A 17,596-nucleotide genomic window follows, 5' to 3' on the forward strand; every position below is an offset into this window, starting at 1 on the left:
TCTTTGCGCGGCGATCTCAGTTCATCGTTTCAGGCTCCTTGGGCAGCAGCGCCTTGCCCTTCTTCACCCAGAAAATCCTAGGCTCCTACCTCCCGCCAAGTTGTTGCGCGAGCATGTAGCCTGAGGCGGCACCGGTACCTGCGCCTGGCCATGTCGCGGCCCCCGTGAGATGCAGATGCGCCACTGGCGTGTTCCAGCCCGCAAAACCGCGCGCCGGACGGAACAGGAAATTCTGCGCCAGATGGTGGCTGCCACAGACCTGGTCGCCGCCGACGAGGTTCGGGTTCTCGCGCTCCAGGTCGATGGGTGAAAACACCGCCCGGCCAAGGATCTTGTTGCGCAGGCCGGGCGCGTAGCTCTCGATGATGTCGAGAACGCGCTCGACGTAGTTGTCCTTGACCTTGTCCCAATGCGCGGGTGCGATCTTGCCGGCCGCATCTCCCAGGATTTCGGCGGGCAGCATGCGCACCTGCACCCACAGCACGTGTTTGCCCGCGGGCGCTCGTGTCGGGTCGATCGCCGTCGGCTGGCCGACAACCAGCACGGGTTCGTCCGGCAGCAGGCCCGCCATCGCCTGCTGATAGGTGCGCGACATGGCGTCGAGCGAGGGAGACAGATGCACGTAGGCAAACTGCCGCAACTCGGCGCCGGCGCGCCAGTCCGGCAGGTCGTCGAGCGCCAGATGGATCATCATCGTGCCGGGTGCGTGGCGAAACTTTTTCATCGCCGTGTCGAAGCCGGCGTCACCCGAACCATTGGGCAGCAGCTTACCGGTCAGCGCGCTGGGCGCCACTCCGGCGATGACTGCCTTGGTCGCGGTATGCGTCTCTCCGGAAGCGAGCCGCACGCCGGTCGCCTTGCCGGCGGAAACCGTGATCTCCGCCACGTCGGCACCGGTGACGATCTTGCCGCCGGTAGACGTGACCATGCCGGACAATGCCCGGATGATGGTATCTGCCCCGCCCTTGCCCAGCACCATGCCGAAACTCTGGTTGGCCATCGATTCCAGGTAGGGGAACACGGCGCCGCCGGCGATGTCGGGAGCGAAGTCGAGATGCATGCCCCAGGTGGCAAGCGTTGCCCGCACATGAGGCGACTCGAAAGTCTCCTCCAACCAGGCGCGAGGCGACGACAGCAGCAGCCGGCCGGTATCGAGCGAGCCGGACATGCCCTTCTTGCGCCACAGGTTCCATGCCGTGCCGGCAAGCGCGCGGGCGCTCATCGGTGATCCCAGCAGCCGGAACAGATGCTCGGCCTCCGCCGGGAAGGCGGCGACCAGCCTGCGCCATGTTGCGGCATCCGCGGCTGAAAAGGCGGTCATGCGCGAGGCGGTCTTTTCCATGTCGTTGCTGACGCCGAACCAGCGTCCGTCCGGGAAGGCGCTGGCGAAACAGTCGGCGACCGGCGCGAACTCCAGCCCTTGGCGGTTCAATTCATTTGCATATTTCCGATGGAAGGCCGAGCCGGCAAACAAGCTCAAATTCATCGCACCGAAATCGTGGCGGAAGCCTGGAAGGGTGAATTCGCGGGTCTGGACGGCGCCGCCGATTGTTGCACTGCGCTCGAAAATCCCGGTTTTCCAGCCTTTGAGCGCCAAATGCGCGGCGCATGCCAGACTGTTGTGGCCGGCTCCGACAAAGATGGCGTCGAACTCGCTCACGCCCCGTTCCCATTTCCTTTATGCTTAAAGATAATTGCAGATGCATATGTTTTCGTCTAGTAGGATATTAAGGGCCGAGACGAGCCTTGATCATCATCACGAAAGAGGGAACAGAGACCATGGACACCCAAAAACTCCTCGGCGAAGTCGCCGGCCAGCTTCTTTCAGGCGCCATCAAGGTGGTCGACCTGTCGGCGCCGCTCGGCCCCAATACGCCACTGATCAAGCTGCCGCCGGAACTCGCCGTCGACACGCCGAAGATCGAAATCCATAACATCTCCCGCTATGACAAGAACGGCCCGTGGTGGGCGTGGAACTGGCTGAAGCTCGGCGAACATTCGGGCACGCATTTCGATGCGCCGCAGCATTGGATCACCGGCAAGGATTATCCAGACGGCGCCACCGACACCATTCCGGCTCAGAACTTCGTCGGCCCTGTCAATGTCATCGACTGCTCGAAGGAAGCCGCCGCCGACCACGATTTCCTGCTCACCGTCGACCACGTCAAGGCGTGGGAAGCCAAGCATGGCGCGATCAATGCCGGCGAATGGGTGGTGATGCGCACCGACTGGTACAAGCGCAATGGCTCCGAAGCCGAGTTCCTCAACGCCAACGAGACCGGCCCGCACACGCCGGGTCCGACGGCGGAAACCATCCAGTTCCTGATCAGCAAGGACATCAAGGGCTGGGGCAGCGAGACGATCGGCACCGACGCCGGCAAGGCCGGTGGCATGGAGCCACCATTCCCGGCGCATACGCTGATACACAAGGCCAACCGTTATGGGCTTGCCAGCCTCTGCAACCTCGACCAGTTGCCGCCGAAGGGTGCGATCCTGATCGCGGCGCCGCTCAAGATCGAACATGGCACCGGCAGCCCGATCCGCGCGCTGGCGCTTGTTCCGAAGGGCTAAGCGAAAGCGTTTTGACGTGAGCCAGCCGGATCACATCATCGTAGGCAGCGGCATCAACGCGCTGGTCTGCGCGGCGATGCTTGGCGGCAAGGGCGCGAAGGTGCTCGTCCTCGAGCGCAACGACCGCATTGGCGGCTGCATGCGCACCGAGGAGATCACCGCGCCCGGCTTCATCCATGACGTGATGGCGACGACCTTCGTGCTGTTCATCACCTCACCGGCCTTTGCGGCGCTGGGCGCCAACCTCGCCCGGCACGGGCTGGAGTTCTGCCACACCGGCACGCCGACCGGCGTGCTGCGACCGGACGGCAGCCACGCCGTCCTCGGCACCGACCGCGCCGCCAACATCGCGGCGCTCAATGCCGTCGCCGCGGGCGATGGCGACCGGCATGCAGACGATGTCGGTGGCATCGAACGCAATGCCGGCCTGCTGTTCGGCCTGCTCGGCGGCAGCCTGTGGTCCTACCCAACGGCAAAGCTTTTGGCTGGCGACGGCTGGCGGCGCGGGCCGCGTGGCCTTGCCGCCTTTCTCGGCGAAGCGCTGGTGCCGGCGCGCAACTGGCTCGAAAGCACCTACCAGTCGGAAACCATCCGCGCGCTGTGGGCACCCTGGGTGCTGCATGCCGGGCTCGGACCGGAAGATGCTTTCTCCGGCCAGATCGCCAAGGTCATCGCCTTTGCACTGGAGGCGGCCGGCGCGCCGATCGTCAAGGGCGGGGCGAAGAACCTGCTGTCAGCCTTCGAGGCGCTCATCACCGAGCGCGGCGGTGTCATCTCCACCGAAGCGGACGTTGCCTCCATCATCCTGACTGGAGGTCGCGCCACCGGCGTGCGGCTGGCCTCGGGCGAAACGGTCAATGCGAAGAAGAGCGTCATCTGCTCGGTCACGCCGACGCAACTCTATGGCCGGCTGCTCGGCACCGATGCCCCAAAGGACGATGCCGAGGCGACGCGGAAGTACCGCTACGGCAAAGGCAATTTCCAAATCCACTACGCCCTGGACAGGCCGCCGGCATGGCGCGGCGAAGGCCTGGACAAGGTCGCGTTGCTGCACCTGACGCCGGGACTGGATGGCGTGTCGAAGGCCTGCAACGAGGCGGCGCGCGGCATGCTGCCGGAGGTTCCGACCATCTGCGTGGGCCAGCCGCATGCGCTCGATCCCTCACGCTGCCCACCGGGTAAGGCGATCCTGTGGCTGCAACTGCCCGAGGCACCGCGGCACATCAAGGGCGACGCCGCCAGCAAGCTGGGGGCACCGGCCGATGGCCAATGGACCGAGACGCTGCGCGAAGCCTATGCCGACCGCGTCGAGGCCATCCTCGCCAGCCATATCGACGGCTTCAAGGACAGCGTCATCGCGCGCCGCGCCTATTCGCCAGCCGATCTCGAAACAATGAACATCAATCTGGTTGGCGGCGATCCCTATGGCGGCTCGTCGACCATCGACCAGTCGTTCCTGTGGCGGCCGTTCAAGACCAGCCGCAACCATCAGACCGGAATCAAGGGCCTCCATCATATCGGCGCCTCGACCCATCCGGGTGCCGGCCTCGGCGGCGGCTCCGGCTTTCTCCTGGCGGGGAGGCTGTGATGGAACAGAAGGTCGCGGAAAAGCGCCAGCGCATTTCCACCTTGGGGCAGATCGGCCTGCAGCAATTCGCGCCCTATTTGATGAACCGCATCATGGGCCGCTACAACGCCACTTTGCGCGACGATTTCCGCAAACAGGGGCTTACCATTCCGCAGGTCCGCACGCTGGCCGTGCTGTCGGTCACCGACGGCATCACCGTCAACGACCTTTCGGTCTATACGGTGATCGAGCAGTCGACCTTGAGCCGGACGCTCGACACTCTGGAGGGCCAGGGCCTGGTGCGGCGCGAGCAAGGGGTCACCGACAGCCGCATCCGCCATGTCTTCCTGACCGACGATGGCCGCGCCGAGTTCACCCGCGCCTGGCCGGCCATGCATGACGCGTTCGAGGCGATGTTCGACGATATCGACGACGCCGAATATTCAGCGCTCATCGCCACACTTTTGAAGATGCTCAAAAACATTCGCAAGCACGACATCTAGACCTACGCGCCGCCGGCGCCGGCGGTAACGGAAGGGAGAAGAAAATGGCCGAACGGTCTTTTGCCAAGGAAGTCGAAAAGCTGCGGCTCGGCTCCGGCGAGGAATTTGCCGGCGAAGGCATTCTCGCCATCACCAAGGCGCTGCTGCAATGCGGCGTCGGCTATGTCGGCGGCTATCAGGGCGCGCCGATCAGCCATCTTATGGACGTGCTGGCCGACGCGCAGGACATTCTGGGCGAGCTCGGCGTGCATTTCGAAGCCAGCGCTTCGGAAGCCACCGCCACCGCCATGCTGGCCGCATCGGTGCATTACCCGATCCGCGGGGCGGCGACCTTCAAGTCGACCGTCGGCACCAATGTCGCCTCCGATGCGCTCGCCAATCTGGCGTCGGGCGGCGTCACCGGTGGCGCGCTGATCATTGTCGGCGAGGATTATGGCGAGGGCTCCTCGATCATGCAGGAGCGCAGCCACGCCTTCGCCATGAAGAGCCAGGTCTGGCTGCTCGACCCGCGCCCCAATTTGCCGTCGATCGTCAAGGCGGTGGAGGACGGTTTCGAGCTGTCGGAGATTTCCAACACGCCGGTCATGCTGCAGGTCCGCATCCGCTGCTGCCATGTGCATGGCCATTTCATCGCCAAAGACAACAAGCGGCCGCCGATGACGGTGGCCGATGCGCTCGACGCGCCACGCCGCGACACCGGCCGCATCGTGCTGCCGCCCGCCTCCTTCCTGCACGAGAAGGAGAAGGTGCAGAAGCGCTGGCCGGCGGCGGTGGATTTCATCCGCAAGAACAAGATCAACGAGATGTTCGGCTCGGATCATGGCTCGGTCGGCATCGTCATGCAGGGCGGCATGTACAATTCGGTCATCCGCGCCCTGCAGCGGCTCGGCCTCGCCGACACCTATGGCGACACTGATGTGCCGCTCTATGTGCTCAACGCCGTCTATCCGTTGATCGACGACGAGTTCCTATCCTTCTGCGAGGGCAAGCAGTCCGTGCTGGTCGTCGAGGAAGGCCAGCCCAACTACATCGAGCAGGCGTTTGCGGCCATGCTGCACAAGGCCGGGCGCGGCACCAGACTGGTCGGCAAGGAGCATCTGCCGATGGCCGGGGAATACACCGGCCAGGTCATGCTCGACGGCATCGGTGCCTTCCTGCGCGCCGAGGCACCGCATCTGTTGCCGGGCGAGGTGCGCGCGCCCAACAAGGTCGGCGACGGCGTCGATACCGCTGATCTGATCAATGTCGTGCCGGGCCGTCCGCCGGGCTTCTGCATCGGCTGCCCGGAACGGCCGATCTTTGCCGCCACCAAGCTGGTCGAGCAGGAACTTGGCAAGCACCACATCGCCTCCGACATCGGCTGCCATTTGTTCTCGATCATGCCGCCCTTCGAGCTCGGCGCCACCACCATGGGCTATGGGCTGGGACCCGCGTCTGCCTCGGCGTTCAAATCGCCCGACGCCAAGCGCCGCTCGATCTCCTTCGTCGGCGACGGCGGCTTCTGGCACAACGGCCTGACCTCCTCGATCGGTAACGCCGTGTTCAACAAGAATGATGGCGTCATCGTCATCGTCGACAATTTTTACTCCGCCGCCACTGGAGGGCAGGATATTCTGTCGTCGCGCGCGGGCAACAAGACCAAGTCGACCAAGCATCCGATCACCGAGGCGGTGAAAGGCATGGGTGTCAAATGGCTGCGCCACATCGACCGCACCTACGACGTGACCAAAATGCAGGACACGCTGCGCGAGGCGCTGACGACGGAGGAGAAGGGGCCGAAGGTTATCGTCGCCTCGTCCGAATGCATGCTCAACCGGCAGCGCCGCGAAAAGCCCCTTGTCGACAAGGCGATCAAGGGTGGCGAGCGCGTGGTGAAGCCGAAGTTCGGCATCGACGAAGACATCTGCACCGGTGACCATGCCTGCATGCGGCTGTCCGGTTGCCCGTCGCTGTCGGTGAAGTCGCTCGACGATCCGCTGCGCGACGATCCCGTGGCCCATATCGACCAGAGCTGCGTCGGCTGCGGCAATTGCGGCGAGGTCGCCGATGCGGCGGTGCTGTGCCCATCGTTCTATCGCGCCGATGTCGTCCACAATCCGGGCCGCTGGGACCGCTTCCTCGAAGCGGCGCGGCGCGCCACCATCAACCTGTTGCAGCGGCGCCGCGAGAGCCGGCGCCTGACCTTCGCCGATGCTTGACGCTGTCCCGCCATTTCGCCCCCGAGCCGGCGCTCACGACGACGAGCGCGTCATCAAGCTTGCCGTGCTGGCGGTCGGCGGCCAGGGTGGCGGCGTGCTGGCCGACTGGATCACCGACGTCGCCGAGCGCAATGGCTACGTCGCGCAATCGACCTCGGTCGCCGGCGTCGCCCAGCGCACCGGTGCCACCATCTACTATGTCGAGATGGCCCGCGACACCGGCCGCTTGCCGGTCTTCGCGCTGTCCCCCTCGCAAGGCGACGTCGACATCCTGATCGCGGCGGAGCTGATGGAGGCCGGCCGCGCCATCATCCGCGGCTTCGTCACGCCCGAGCGCACGACGCTGATCGCCTCGTCGCACCGCATCGCCGCCGTGTCGGAAAAGATCGAACCGGGCGACGGCCGGGCGTCCTCGTCGAAAGTGCATGCAACGGCGGAAGCCGCATCGAAGCGCTTCATCGCTTTCGACATGGAGAAGATCGCCGCCGACAACGGCTCGATGATCTCGGCCAGCCTGCTTGGCGCGCTGGCCGGTTCCGACGCGCTGCCGTTCACCCGCGAAAGCTACGAGCAGGCGATCGGTGCCGGCGGCCGCGGTGCGAAGGCCAGCCTCGCCGCTTTCGGTGCTGCGTTTGATCGCGCGCGCGGCACGGCGGCTCCGACGCCAAAGAAGGCAGAGCCGGCGATTGTCGGATCTGCGCTGGGCGCTGGGCATGTGATTGGGCCGCAGAGCCTGCTGCAAGGTTGGCAGGCGCTGACCGCCCGCATCGATGTGATGCCCGAGGCGGTGCGCGACATGGCGCTCAGGGGTCTGAGAAAGGTCGTCGACTATCAGGACGTCGCCTATGGGGGCGAATATCTCGACCGGCTGGACAAGGCCATCGCGCTGGACGGGCCGGATCGCGGATATGACTTGTCGGTCGCTGCCGCGAAGCATCTCGCCAACGCCATGTGCTACGACGACATGATCCGTGTCGCCGATCTCAAGACGCGCTCGACGCGCGACCGGCGGGTGCGCCGCGAGGTCGGCGTCAAGGACGGTTCGATCCTCCAGGTGACCGAATATTTCCATCCGCGCATCGAGGAGTTCTGCGGTACTTTGCCGGCAAACTTAGGCAGCTACATCGAGAGCCGGCCGAAGCTCGCCGCCTTTCTCGACCGCCGCATCAACCATGGCCGTCGCATCCGCACCGACAGTTTCGCCGGCTTTGCAGCGCTCTGGTTCATCGGCGGCTTGCGCCGCTGGCGCCGCAGTCTGCTGCGTCACCAGGTGGAGACTGCGCATCTCGAACGCTGGTACACGCTGGCGCTTGGCTACGTGCCGGCGGACTACGCGCTGGCCGTCGAAATCCTCAACTGCCGCCGGCTGATCAAGGGCTACAGCGACACCCACGTCCGCGCCCAGTCGAAATTCGACCGGGTGCTGTCGGCGCTCGATCTGGTCAAGGGCCGCCCGGATGCCGCCGACTGGATCCGTCGCCTGCGCGAGGCAGCGTTGAAGGACGAGAAGGGCGACATGCTCGACGGCGCGTTGAAGACCGTGGCGTCGCTCTGAAGCAAGGCTACTTCAGGCGACGAGCCCTCGCATCGGCTTCACCGCGGCGGAATCGGGAAACACCCTGTCGCCGAGGACCGCGGCGGAAAGGCCGAACTGATCGGCAAGCAACCCTTTCAGCACTGCCCTGACATCACTGGTCGGCGCGAGATCGCGTTGTTCGTAAAGCTGAGCCGGCTTCAACCCCGGCCAGTCGGCGATGACGCGGCCGCCCTTGATCGCGCCGCCGGCCAGCAGCACCACGGTGCCGGTGCCGTGATCGGTGCCGACGGTGCCGTTGACCTGCGCTGTGCGTCCGAACTCGGTGATGGTGACGATCGCGGTGTCCTTCCAGCGCTCGCCCAAGCCCTTCTCGAATTCCTCGAAGACGCCGTCGAGGCCGCCGAGCAGGGTGCCGAGCCGGCCGGTCGCACCGCCTTCATTGACATGCGTGTCCCAGCCATCGAAAGCCAGGGCTGCAACGCGCGGCCCGTCATCGGCCGCGATCAGCCTGGCGGCGCCTTGTGCCGCCTGCCGCATCCCCGCCGCGCTGTCGAGGCCGCCCTTCGGCTTTATTGTCTTGCCCATCTTGTCGTCTACGGCCATCCGGTCGGCGTCGAGTCCCTTTTGCAGGGCCACGGCGAGAATGGGATCGCGATGCTGGTAGAGATCGAGAACGCGTGACGCGAGCCCGTCGCTGGGCGCCGGCAGCGATAGCGGCGCCCAGCCAAGCACCGGCGCCGCCCCACGGATCACCAGCGGTGTCGACGGCCCGACGGCCAGACCGCCAAGCGTTGCCACGCGGTCGCCCGCTGGCAGGCTTTCCAGCGCCCGATTGAGCCAGCCGGTCGTGACATGTCCGGGACCGGCAAAGCCGCTTTCCAGCACATCCTGGCCATCGAAATGCGAGCGCTCGCGATAGCCGGTCGCGGCCGCATGCACGACCGCCGCCTGGTTATTCCGATACAGCCGCGCAAACACCGGCATCGCCGGATTGAGCGCGAAGAAGCCGTCGAGCGGCAGCGCCGCATGCGGACCGCCTAGCGACAGGGCGATGTCGCCATGCAGGCCGGCATAGTCGGGATCGCCGACCGGACCGACCGCCGAGAGCCCGTCCAGCGCGCCGCGCAGCACGATGACGATCAGGCGCGGATCGCGATTGTCGGCGGCGCGGGCAAAGCGGGGCATGTAGGCCCAGGCAAACAATGCGCCGCCGGCCATCAATATCGCGCGGCGGGAGGGATCCGGTGTTTCGCACAGCAGGCTCATGATTTCGTCTCCACGGCAGCGATCTTCGCTGGAACTATCTGCGCTGGAATTATCGTCGTTGGAATTCCGGAGCCATCAGCAACAGCGCCAGCCCTTGCTGCTTGGATTCGGCCCTTGCGATCGCTTGCCTCGTCTCCGCTGAGGCGGCAGGGCCAATCAGCGCATCGAGCATGTCGTTGGGATTGCCGATATCCCTAGCCTGCCGCGCTGCCTGCCAGGCGATATCGAGGCGGACCTTCATGCCCTCCGCCGATGCCCAGCCGTCGGCCCCGTCCGGAAAGCCGTTCGGTCCCGGCGGCTGCCACATCGGCTCGCCCAGCGCGTTGAGCCAGCCGAGCGACTGGCCGGGATCGTTGGCCGGACCGGGGCCGGTCGCCCTTCGGATGGCGACGACATAGTCGAAGGGCGACCGCATCTTCGCCAACGGCGTCGACCACGCCTCCGGCATGGCGATGAGGGCGGCGGCCAGCGCCCGCAGATTGCCGTCGGTCTTGGCGAAGACCTTGGCGAGGCGGGCGATTGCAGACGGCGGCGGCGTGTCGGCGATGAAATGGCGGGCCAGCTTGGTGGCGATATGCAGGGCCGTTGCCGGGTGGCGGGCGATATCGTTGAGCGCGGCCTCCGCCTGTCCCATGCCGCCGGCAGGATAGGTCTTGCCGAGCAGCACCGCATCCCCCGGCTCATGTGCGTTTGCGTTGAAGACAAAATCACCGGGCTCGCCCAGCCGCCCGTCGCGCCCGGCCATCGTCCAGCCTGTGAGGATGCGTGCGAAACTGGTGACATCGGCCTGGCTGTAGCCGCTGCCGACGCCGAGCGTGTGCAGCTCCAGGATTTCACGGGCGAGGTTTTCATTGAGCCCGCGCTTGCGATTGCTACCCGCACGAGAGTCCGGGCCGACCGACTGCTGGTTGTCGAGATTGAGCAGCATCGCCGGATGACGCTCCACCGCCAGCAGCATGTCGGCAAAGCGGCCGAGCACGAAAGGGCGGATGGCCTCCCGCTCGAAGGCACCGGCGCTGGCTTCAATGAGGATGTCCTTCGCCACCGAAACACAGAAATGGTTCGACCAGAAACAGACGAGCCGTTCGACGAAGCCGGTTTTCGCCCAAATGGCCTTGTCGAAGCGCGCCTGTGCTTCCGCCCGGAACAACGTCGCCTCGACCTGCGGCACGACGTGTTTGTCGGTCGGCGCAGGCGCAAGCGCGAGGTGGGCTGGCGTGATCTGGGCGGGCAGGGCCTGTGCGGGCACAGCTTGGGCGCTCGCCGTCGCTGGCTGCGCTGCTGCGGCGGCCATGCGCTCGCGCTGGAGCCGGAAATTTGCCGCCATGCTGGCCTGGATGGCCGGCGTGCTGCCTAGCAAGCCGGCATAGGCCGGATCGTCGAGCGAGATCATGGCGATATCGGCTTGCCGCAGTTCCGCCCTGAGATAGCCGCGCGGGTCGCCGGCCAGCATCTCGCGGTCGCCGGGCCTTGCACCAAGGCCGAAGCGGTTGAATGCGACGAGTACCGGATCTGGCGGCAGGGAATTGGAGGCCGGGACAGTCAAGTCAGCTCTCCATCGCCTGAGCCTCAAGCGCCTGGCGCATGAGGCTCGTTCGAGCCGTTTCGTGCATAGTCAACAGCGGGAGGAGGCCGGCATGGAGTGGCCGACCGCCGACGCGCATCCTACCAGTGATGCCGGCGGTGCCAGACATGGTGCCGATGCCAGGCGTAGAAGGCCGGGCCATGCCGATAGATGTAACGAGGGTAGACCACCACACGATTGGGCACGCAGCGTCCCCAGGGATTGGGATGCCAGCCCGGACCGCAGCCCCAGGCGGCATGCTCGACCAGCGCCGGCGCGGCAAGCGGCGCCATTGGCATCGCCGAGGATGCCGCGGCCGTCGCAACCGTTCCGGTCACGGCGAGAGCCGCGGTGAGCACGTATTTTGTCAAATAATTCATGGCCATACTCCGAAGTGTCCGAGGTTGAAAACCTGCACGCACATGGTCCGGCAGGTCCTGCCCTTCTCCTGTTAAACGGCGTCGTCGGCGTTTTCCGTCGGTCGTCACGGCGATTTTTTTGGCACCGCCGACAGTTGCGACCCCGCGCGTCTGGTTAGCCCTTCCGCCAGCACGCGGCGGCCCTCGGCGGAACTTGCCGTCGCGAACTCGACGATGCGCTGCTCAAGCCGCATGCGCACGGTGAGGTCGGCATTGCGCGCCCGCTCCAGCGCCGCCGACAGGGCCTTCGCGTCCAGAACCGGCTGTCGCAGCAGGTCTGCCGCCTCGCGCCTGGCTTGCTGGCCGTCGAGGATGACCTGACGGGATTCGCGGCGAACGTCGCGCAACGCCTCGCGGAACACCGAGCGATCCTGCTCTGGAAGCCGGCCACCGGCCGTCTCCAATGAGTAGCCCTGACCTGACTTGCCGCTTCTTATCCAGACGGCCCCGCCGGCAAGCGCCCCGGCCAGGAAGACGTTGAGCACCACCGACAGGGTGACAAGGTTTCGGCTCATGTTCATAGGTCTTCCTCGATCGCGTCGCGCTCCGGGCTGGCGTCGCCGAACGCCGTCGCATTGGCGTCCAGCACATAGTGGTCCGGCTGGACCTCGGGCGTGACGATGCTCACCAGGGCCAATCCGGCGACAGCGCCGGCCAGGCCAATGCCGGCAAGCCCCAGTCCGAGCCACCAGAACCGCTGACGCCGGCGTTGGGCGAGGTACCGGCCGGCGGCCTGCACGATGCTGCCGTGCAGGGCCTTGTCGGGCGCGCCGACGCGGTAGCCGTCCAGCAGGGCGTCAAGTCTCCCGGCATGCTGCAAAATGGCCTGGCCAGTCTCGCTCGGCGCAAAGATCGCGGCGGCTATCCGTTCGGCCTCCGGCCATCGCCGCAAGTCACTGCCATAGGCCTCTGCCAGGGCCGCAAAGCGCGTGGCATCTATTGCCGGTTCGTTCCTGGACCCTTCAGCCATGGTCTTCCCCTTGCCCATCGGCGCCGCTTGCCCGGTTCTCACTCATCGACGCGGTCCCTGGCCAGGATCGCCTGCAGCGACCGCCGGCCGCGCGAAAGCAGGCTCTCCAGGGCGTCGACGCTGATCTCCAGGGTTGCTGCCGCCTCGACGTTGGACATCTCCTGGTAATAGACCAGGACGATCGCTTCGCGCTGGCGCGGCGCTATGCCTTGCAGCGCTCGTTCGAGCCGCTGCGCGTCCTCCTGCGGATGGGCATCGGGAAGTGCGGCCGGGTCGACCATTTCCGGTAGGTCGTCGGTCACCCATTCGCGCTTGCGGCGCAGCCGGTCGTAACAGAGGTTCAGCGTCACCCGGTGGATCCAGCTGTCGAAGCGCGCATTGCCGCGTCGCCAGCCCGAGGCATGGCGCCAGATCCGCACGAAGGTCTCCTGCGCGACATCCTCGGCCTCCGCAGCATCGCCGAGCATGCGCACGGCAAGCGCCAGGATGCGAGGCAGTTTGCGCGCGACGAGCGTCTGCACGGCTGCCGGATCGCCGGCGCCGACGCGGCGAACCAGCTCCTCGTCCGGATCGGCGCTCATCAGCCGGCGCACTCCCGATGTTCATCGCACGTCATTGCCTCTTGGTCATTGCTCCTGCTTGGGAGCGGTTTTGTGGCCCGGCAGTTCGTCGGCCGTCAGGACGCCGTCGGCATTCTTGTCGAGCCTGGCAAAGCGCTTGGCAAAGAAGGCATCGAGTTCGGCGCGGTCGATGAAGCCGTCATGGTTGGAATCGAGACGCGCGAAGGATTTGACGGGGTCGCCCTTGATGTTGCGCTTGGCCTGAAAGGCTTCCCATTCCAGCAGGCTGATCTTGCCGTCGCCATCCGTGTCGGCAGCCATGATCGCTTTCTCGCGCCGCTTCTGGAATTTGGCCAGCGTGATGTCGGACCTGGCCTTTGGCGTGGCCGGTGCGGCAACCGGCGGCGTCGCGGCAGGCGGCTGCGTCGCTGTCTGGGCGAGAGCCGCTACGGTCAGCAGGCTCATGGCAGCGGCAAGTATCGAACGACGTATCATGCGTTGGCGTCTCCGGTTGGCGCGTGGCCACGGCTTGAGCCGAGGTCACGCTTCAACCGTTAAACGCCGCGGCGGGGGAAATCCGTCGGTCGCGCAATCTTGTTTCGGACGCATTTCCTGGATGCAAGGGCTCCGTCGATGGCCGCATTGACGTGCCAAACCCTGCGCCTCAGCGCTGGACGTGAACCCGTGCCAGGTTTGGCGCCGGTTCAAGCAAAACCGCGTCGGCAGGGACCTAGTCTGATTGGTCGGCCGCGACCAGCTGGTCTGGCTTGAAGCCGGCATGTTGCGGGGTCCACACGTCACCCTCGCGGTTGAACCAATGGCACATGAATATGCCCGAGGCCGCGCCGTCGCTTATGGTCATTTTCGGGCCTCCGGACTTCAGCCTGACGACGTCTCCGGTCTTGAAATTGTTGGGCATTTTCGACCTCCATTCAGAGGCTCCGAGTTTCACACCAAACCAGGGCCTCGACAATGGCCGATATGCCTCGCCGACGCCGCAAGCCGTTGCTCCAGCGGCGGTTCGGCCTTAACCTTTCCGTAAATATTAGGCTGCTACTTGGACAGCGATGGCCTCGTGGCGGAGCGGCTACGCTGGAGACTGCAAATCTCTGAAGCCTCGGTTCGATCCCGAGGCGAGGCCTCCATCCTCACTTACCTGTCCGACAAAAGCAGCGAACGGCCGGAGCCGAGGCTCGGCCCAGTGACGGCGCCATTGATTGCTGCTTGAAGGAATGGTGCCGCTTAGGTGACTCGAACACCTGACCCCATCATTACGAATGATGTGCTCTACCAACTGAGCTAAAGCGGCCCGGGAGGCCAGAGCCTCCAAGATGCGGGGGTGATAGACTCAACCGGCGGCGAATTCAAGATGCGACTTGGCAATTCATGCAAGGGTCTATGTGGCCGTCGAAAGCCGTCTGTCGCGTTTGCTCGCCAATCGGTCGCCGAGTCAGGCTCGCGCGGTTCGCACCCTCCTGCTGGTGAAAATTGATGAAACACGCTGATTTCGTTGCCGGAACAGCGTCGGAATGGACTTTGCACACCCTGACAAGGCAGAATGCGCCGCTCGCCCGTTGATTGATTGGTCGCCTGCGGCTAACGATCATGGCAAGGTTGGGCAAACGTGCAGAGGGATCCGCTTGGACGCAATCGAAAAGGCGATCCGGAATGCCTTCGAGAAAGGCAACGCCGAGGACCGCGCGTTCCGCGAAAGGGTCTATAGATCGGCTTTTGCCGCGCTCGACCGTGCGCTCCAGGCCAATCCCGACGTGACGGTGGAAGTCGCCATCAAGCGCCGCAAGGCGATACAGGCGAAAATCACCGAAATCGAATCCGAGTATCTGCCGGCGGTGCCGGATGTCGGCCCACAGGGTGATGCGCCGGCGGTCGAGCTTGGTGGGGACCCGGCTCCTGCGGTCGAGGTGGCTGCGGACCCCGCTCCTGCGGTTGAGACCGGGCAACCGGCATCACCCGTCGTTGTCGTTGACGAGCCCGTGCAATCCGCCTCCGATGCGCCTCGCTCGCGTGTGCTGCCAGTCGTTCCCGACATCATGCCGGACGCCGGCCTTCCGGGCGCGCCAGCCATCGACATGTCTGCTCCCGACTCGGCCGAGGCCGCGACGGAAGTGGCGCCCGATCGCGATGAACGGCGCATAAGGGGGCGTCGCCTGCCGCTGACCGCCATCTTCCTGACTGTCACTCTGCTTGCCGCTGTCGGTATCGGCCTGTTCTTCGCCGTACAGACCGGTGTGTTCAAGACACAGGCGCAGCTCGACACCGCTCCGCCCGAAGCGCCGCCGACCGTCAACGACGACGACTTCACACCGGCCGATGGCGACACCGGCCCGGCAAAGCCCGGTGCCGCGGACCAGTCGCGCGACTGGATCAACGTGTTTTCGCCAACCGACGCGTCGCATGTCAGCGCCCCGTCGGATGCCAAGGCCGAAGTGATGAAGGACGACACCGGGTCGTTCCTGCGCATCCGTTCCGGCGCCTCCGGTTCGGCGATCAGCTTCGATGTCGGGCAAGGCGTGCTGGAACAGCTCGCCGGCAAGCATGCCGTGTTCGACATCATTGCCCGCTCCGAAGAAGGCAAGGAGACGCAGATTTCCGTCGACTGCAACTTCGGCGAACTGGGCGACTGCGGCCGCAAGCGCTACGCGGTCGGCCAGCAGCAGAACGAATATCTGTTCGACGTGCAGTTTCCCAAGAAGCACCCGGGCTCGGCCGGCACGATCGCCGTCAATTCCGACTTCGACAAACAGGGCAAGGCGGCGGACATCTACGAAATCCGGGTCTCGGTCGAGCCGTAAGCGCATCCGTGCAGCATATGCGACCTAGCGATCGAGCAGCGCCTGCAGCGTCTCGATGCGGTCGGCCTCGTTGGCCGGCTTGTCCCAGCGCAACCGCGAGATGCGGGGAAAGCGCATGGCGACGCCGGATTTGTGCCGGGTCGAGCGGTTGAGGCCCTCGAAGGCGACTTCCAGCACCAGGCCGTTGTCGCGGTCGGCCCGCACCGAGCGCACAGGCCCGAAACGCTCGACCGTGTTGTCGCGGACATATTTGTCGATCTGCTTCAACTCTTCGTCGGTGAAGCCGAAGTAGGCCTTGCCGACAGGCACCAGTTCCTCTTCGCCTTCGCCGCCGGACCAGACGCCGAACGTGTAGTCCGAATAGAAGCTCGAGCGCTTGCCATGGCCGCGTTGGGCATACATCAGCACGGCATCCACCGTGTGCGGATCGCGCTTCCATTTGAACCACGGGCCTTTCGGCCGCCCGGCGACATAGGGCGAGTCCCAGCGCTTCAGCATGACGCCCTCGATGATCGGATGCGGCGGCGCCCGGCGCAGTTCCTCCAGCGCCTGCCAGTCGGCGAAGTCGACAAACGGCGAAAGATCGAAACGGCTCGGGTCGAGAGTGCCGACAAAGCTTTCCAGTCGGCCGCGCCGCTCACGAAACGGCAGCGCGCGCAAATCCTCGTCGCCGATCTGCAGCACGTCATAGCAGCGCATGAAGGCTGGAAATTGCTGCTGCATCTTCGGCGTCACCGTCTTGCGGTTCAGCCTTTGCTGCAGGTCCGAGAAGGTGCGGGTCGCCCGCCTGGGATCGCCGACCAGCAGTTCACCGTCCAGCGTTGCGGAAAAATGCATGGCATCGGCGAGATCCGGAAAGGCGCCGGAGACATCGTCGCCGGTGCGAGAGTAGAGCCGGCGGATACCGCCTTCGGCCACCGCTTGGACGCGGATGCCGTCCCATTTCCATTCGGCTGCATAGTCCGCGGGGTCGAGCTTTTCGAGATCGCCGTCGCCGACCGGGTTCGACAGCATGACCGGGCGAAACAGGGCCATCGCCGTATTCCTGGGCTTTTCGGCCTTGCCTTCCAGCCAGGCGAACAGCGCCGTGTAAGGCGGCGACAGCCCATGCCAAAGTTCCTCGATCTCGGTGACGTCGACCTTGCCGAAATCCGCCAGCGCCTGCTTGGCCAGCCGCGCCGACACGCCGATGCGCAGGCCGCCGGTGACCAGCTTGATGATGGCAAAGCGCGCCGAGATGCCGGCGCTGTCGAGCAGCCCGGCCAGCACCTTCGGCCCGTCGGAGCGGCTTGCCGCCTGCAGCCTGGCGACGACCTCGCCGAGCGTCGGCTCGCGGTTCGGGATGTTTCCGGGCGTTTGCGGCCAGACCAGCGACACCGTTTCGGCAAGATCGCCGACATAGTCGTAGGAATAGCCGAACAGCACCGGGTCCATGCGCTCGGTGACCAGGGTGCGCAGCATCGCCGGCTTGACCGCGGCGATGCTGAGATCGCCGGTTATGGCAGCCAGCGCCAGGCCACGATCGGGATCCTCCACGCTGCGGAAATAATCGGTCAGCAAGGTCAGCTTGCCGTTGCGCGACGGCGTCAGCACCAGGCGATCGAGAAGTTCGGCGAAGCGGTTCATGC

Annotated in this window: 16 protein-coding genes and 2 tRNA genes; 7 read left to right on the forward strand and 11 right to left on the reverse strand. The window is 65.4% G+C overall.

Going from position 1 to position 17,596, the window contains the following annotated elements; genetic code table 11:
- Positions 1 to 85: 85 nt before the first annotated feature.
- Positions 86 to 1,660, reverse strand: coding sequence for a phytoene desaturase family protein (locus AC1DZP_RS20650; RefSeq protein WP_477304993.1), 1,575 nt, complete (start codon positions 1,658 to 1,660; stop codon positions 86 to 88).
- Between the two features lie 119 nt (positions 1,661 to 1,779).
- Here AC1DZP_RS20650 and AC1DZP_RS20655 point away from each other — a divergent pair, with 119 nt between their 5' ends.
- From AC1DZP_RS20655 to AC1DZP_RS20675, 5 genes are read left to right on the forward strand one after another with little or no spacing between them, the layout of a single operon-like run.
- Complete coding sequence (locus tag AC1DZP_RS20655; protein WP_477304995.1) at positions 1,780 to 2,571, forward strand: cyclase family protein; 792 nt, start codon at positions 1,780 to 1,782, stop codon at positions 2,569 to 2,571.
- A 16-nt stretch (positions 2,572 to 2,587) separates the two neighbouring features.
- On the forward strand, positions 2,588 to 4,159 hold the full coding sequence (locus AC1DZP_RS20660; protein WP_477304997.1) for a phytoene desaturase family protein: 1,572 nt from the start codon (positions 2,588 to 2,590) through the stop codon (positions 4,157 to 4,159).
- Positions 4,159 to 4,641 carry a MarR family winged helix-turn-helix transcriptional regulator gene (locus AC1DZP_RS20665; protein WP_111544741.1) on the forward strand — a complete coding sequence of 161 codons (483 nt, stop codon included), beginning with the start codon at positions 4,159 to 4,161 and terminating at the stop codon, positions 4,639 to 4,641. Before AC1DZP_RS20660 ends, AC1DZP_RS20665 begins: the two co-directional genes overlap by 1 nt.
- 44 nt (positions 4,642 to 4,685) lie before the next feature.
- The gene (locus AC1DZP_RS20670) at positions 4,686 to 6,839 is read left to right on the forward strand and encodes a thiamine pyrophosphate-dependent enzyme (protein WP_477304999.1); all 2,154 of its coding nucleotides are present in this window, start codon (positions 4,686 to 4,688) and stop codon (positions 6,837 to 6,839) included.
- A complete protein-coding gene (locus AC1DZP_RS20675) occupies positions 6,832 to 8,394 on the forward strand; it encodes an indolepyruvate oxidoreductase subunit beta family protein (RefSeq protein ID WP_477305001.1) in 1,563 nt (520 codons plus the stop codon). The genes AC1DZP_RS20670 and AC1DZP_RS20675 overlap by 8 nt, the downstream gene beginning before the upstream one ends.
- Positions 8,395 to 8,406: 12 nt before the next feature.
- On the opposite strand, the gene AC1DZP_RS20680 is transcribed toward AC1DZP_RS20675, so the two are convergent.
- The 8 genes from AC1DZP_RS20680 to AC1DZP_RS20715 all read right to left on the reverse strand — a co-directional run bounded on the left by AC1DZP_RS20680 (position 8,407) and on the right by AC1DZP_RS20715 (position 14,074).
- The gene (locus AC1DZP_RS20680) at positions 8,407 to 9,642 is read right to left on the reverse strand and encodes a DUF1501 domain-containing protein (RefSeq protein ID WP_477305003.1); all 1,236 of its coding nucleotides are present in this window, start codon (positions 9,640 to 9,642) and stop codon (positions 8,407 to 8,409) included.
- A gap of 49 nt (positions 9,643 to 9,691) precedes the next feature.
- Positions 9,692 to 11,188, reverse strand: coding sequence for a DUF1800 domain-containing protein (locus AC1DZP_RS20685; protein ID WP_477305005.1), 1,497 nt, complete (start codon positions 11,186 to 11,188; stop codon positions 9,692 to 9,694).
- Between the two features lie 119 nt (positions 11,189 to 11,307).
- Positions 11,308 to 11,586 (reverse strand): GCG_CRPN prefix-to-repeats domain-containing protein, encoded by a 279-nt coding sequence (locus tag AC1DZP_RS20690; RefSeq protein WP_095084283.1) that lies wholly within the window; start codon positions 11,584 to 11,586, stop codon positions 11,308 to 11,310.
- A 104-nt stretch (positions 11,587 to 11,690) separates the two neighbouring features.
- A complete protein-coding gene (locus tag AC1DZP_RS20695; protein WP_477305007.1) occupies positions 11,691 to 12,146 on the reverse strand; it encodes a periplasmic heavy metal sensor in 456 nt (151 codons plus the stop codon).
- Positions 12,143 to 12,595: a hypothetical protein gene (locus AC1DZP_RS20700; RefSeq protein ID WP_477305009.1), complete on the reverse strand. Its 453-nt coding sequence runs from the start codon at positions 12,593 to 12,595 to the stop codon at positions 12,143 to 12,145. Before AC1DZP_RS20700 ends, AC1DZP_RS20695 begins: the two co-directional genes overlap by 4 nt.
- 38 nt (positions 12,596 to 12,633) lie before the next feature.
- Entirely contained in the window at positions 12,634 to 13,176 is a 543-nt protein-coding gene (locus tag AC1DZP_RS20705) for an RNA polymerase sigma factor (protein WP_477305011.1), read from the reverse strand.
- A 45-nt stretch (positions 13,177 to 13,221) separates the two neighbouring features.
- Entirely contained in the window at positions 13,222 to 13,650 is a 429-nt protein-coding gene (locus tag AC1DZP_RS20710; protein ID WP_477305013.1) for an EF-hand domain-containing protein, read from the reverse strand.
- A gap of 235 nt (positions 13,651 to 13,885) precedes the next feature.
- A complete protein-coding gene (locus AC1DZP_RS20715) occupies positions 13,886 to 14,074 on the reverse strand; it encodes a YodC family protein (RefSeq protein WP_095082538.1) in 189 nt (62 codons plus the stop codon).
- A 150-nt stretch (positions 14,075 to 14,224) separates the two neighbouring features.
- On the opposite strand from AC1DZP_RS20715, the gene AC1DZP_RS20720 reads away from it, so the two are divergent.
- A tRNA-Cys gene (locus AC1DZP_RS20720) sits at positions 14,225 to 14,300 on the forward strand.
- Positions 14,301 to 14,388: 88 nt separating this feature from the next.
- Here the strand turns inward: AC1DZP_RS20720 and AC1DZP_RS20725 are convergent.
- Positions 14,389 to 14,464 (reverse strand) — tRNA-Thr (locus tag AC1DZP_RS20725).
- A gap of 331 nt (positions 14,465 to 14,795) precedes the next feature.
- On the opposite strand from AC1DZP_RS20725, the gene AC1DZP_RS20730 reads away from it, so the two are divergent.
- The gene (locus AC1DZP_RS20730) at positions 14,796 to 15,968 is read left to right on the forward strand and encodes a hypothetical protein (RefSeq protein WP_095082516.1); all 1,173 of its coding nucleotides are present in this window, start codon (positions 14,796 to 14,798) and stop codon (positions 15,966 to 15,968) included.
- A 24-nt stretch (positions 15,969 to 15,992) separates the two neighbouring features.
- Here the strand turns inward: AC1DZP_RS20730 and AC1DZP_RS20735 are convergent, their stop codons facing one another.
- Positions 15,993 to 17,594 carry a cisplatin damage response ATP-dependent DNA ligase gene (locus AC1DZP_RS20735; protein ID WP_477305014.1) on the reverse strand — a complete coding sequence of 534 codons (1,602 nt, stop codon included), beginning with the start codon at positions 17,592 to 17,594 and terminating at the stop codon, positions 15,993 to 15,995.
- Positions 17,595 to 17,596 lie beyond the last annotated feature (2 nt).

Source organism: Mesorhizobium sp. P2_F8 (assembly GCF_056403655.1).

Excerpts from the sequence above, each read along its gene's own strand:
- AC1DZP_RS20695 (WP_477305007.1), bottom strand. The coding sequence starts at position 12,146 with ATGAACATGAGCCGAAACCTTGTCACCCTGTCGGTGGTGCTCAACGTC.
- AC1DZP_RS20705 (WP_477305011.1), bottom strand. The coding sequence starts at position 13,176 with ATGAGCGCCGATCCGGACGAGGAGCTGGTTCGCCGCGTCGGCGCCGGC.
- AC1DZP_RS20675 (WP_477305001.1), top strand. The coding sequence starts at position 6,832 with ATGCTTGACGCTGTCCCGCCATTTCGCCCCCGAGCCGGCGCTCACGAC.
- AC1DZP_RS20735 (WP_477305014.1), bottom strand. The coding sequence starts at position 17,594 with ATGAACCGCTTCGCCGAACTTCTCGATCGCCTGGTGCTGACGCCGTCG.
- AC1DZP_RS20665 (WP_111544741.1), top strand. The coding sequence starts at position 4,159 with ATGGAACAGAAGGTCGCGGAAAAGCGCCAGCGCATTTCCACCTTGGGG.
- AC1DZP_RS20670 (WP_477304999.1), top strand. The coding sequence starts at position 4,686 with ATGGCCGAACGGTCTTTTGCCAAGGAAGTCGAAAAGCTGCGGCTCGGC.
- AC1DZP_RS20710 (WP_477305013.1), bottom strand. The coding sequence starts at position 13,650 with ATGATACGTCGTTCGATACTTGCCGCTGCCATGAGCCTGCTGACCGTA.
- AC1DZP_RS20700 (WP_477305009.1), bottom strand. The coding sequence starts at position 12,595 with ATGGCTGAAGGGTCCAGGAACGAACCGGCAATAGATGCCACGCGCTTT.
- AC1DZP_RS20655 (WP_477304995.1), top strand. The coding sequence starts at position 1,780 with ATGGACACCCAAAAACTCCTCGGCGAAGTCGCCGGCCAGCTTCTTTCA.
- AC1DZP_RS20680 (WP_477305003.1), bottom strand. The coding sequence starts at position 9,642 with ATGAGCCTGCTGTGCGAAACACCGGATCCCTCCCGCCGCGCGATATTG.
- AC1DZP_RS20690 (WP_095084283.1), bottom strand. The coding sequence starts at position 11,586 with ATGAATTATTTGACAAAATACGTGCTCACCGCGGCTCTCGCCGTGACC.
- AC1DZP_RS20715 (WP_095082538.1), bottom strand. The coding sequence starts at position 14,074 with ATGCCCAACAATTTCAAGACCGGAGACGTCGTCAGGCTGAAGTCCGGA.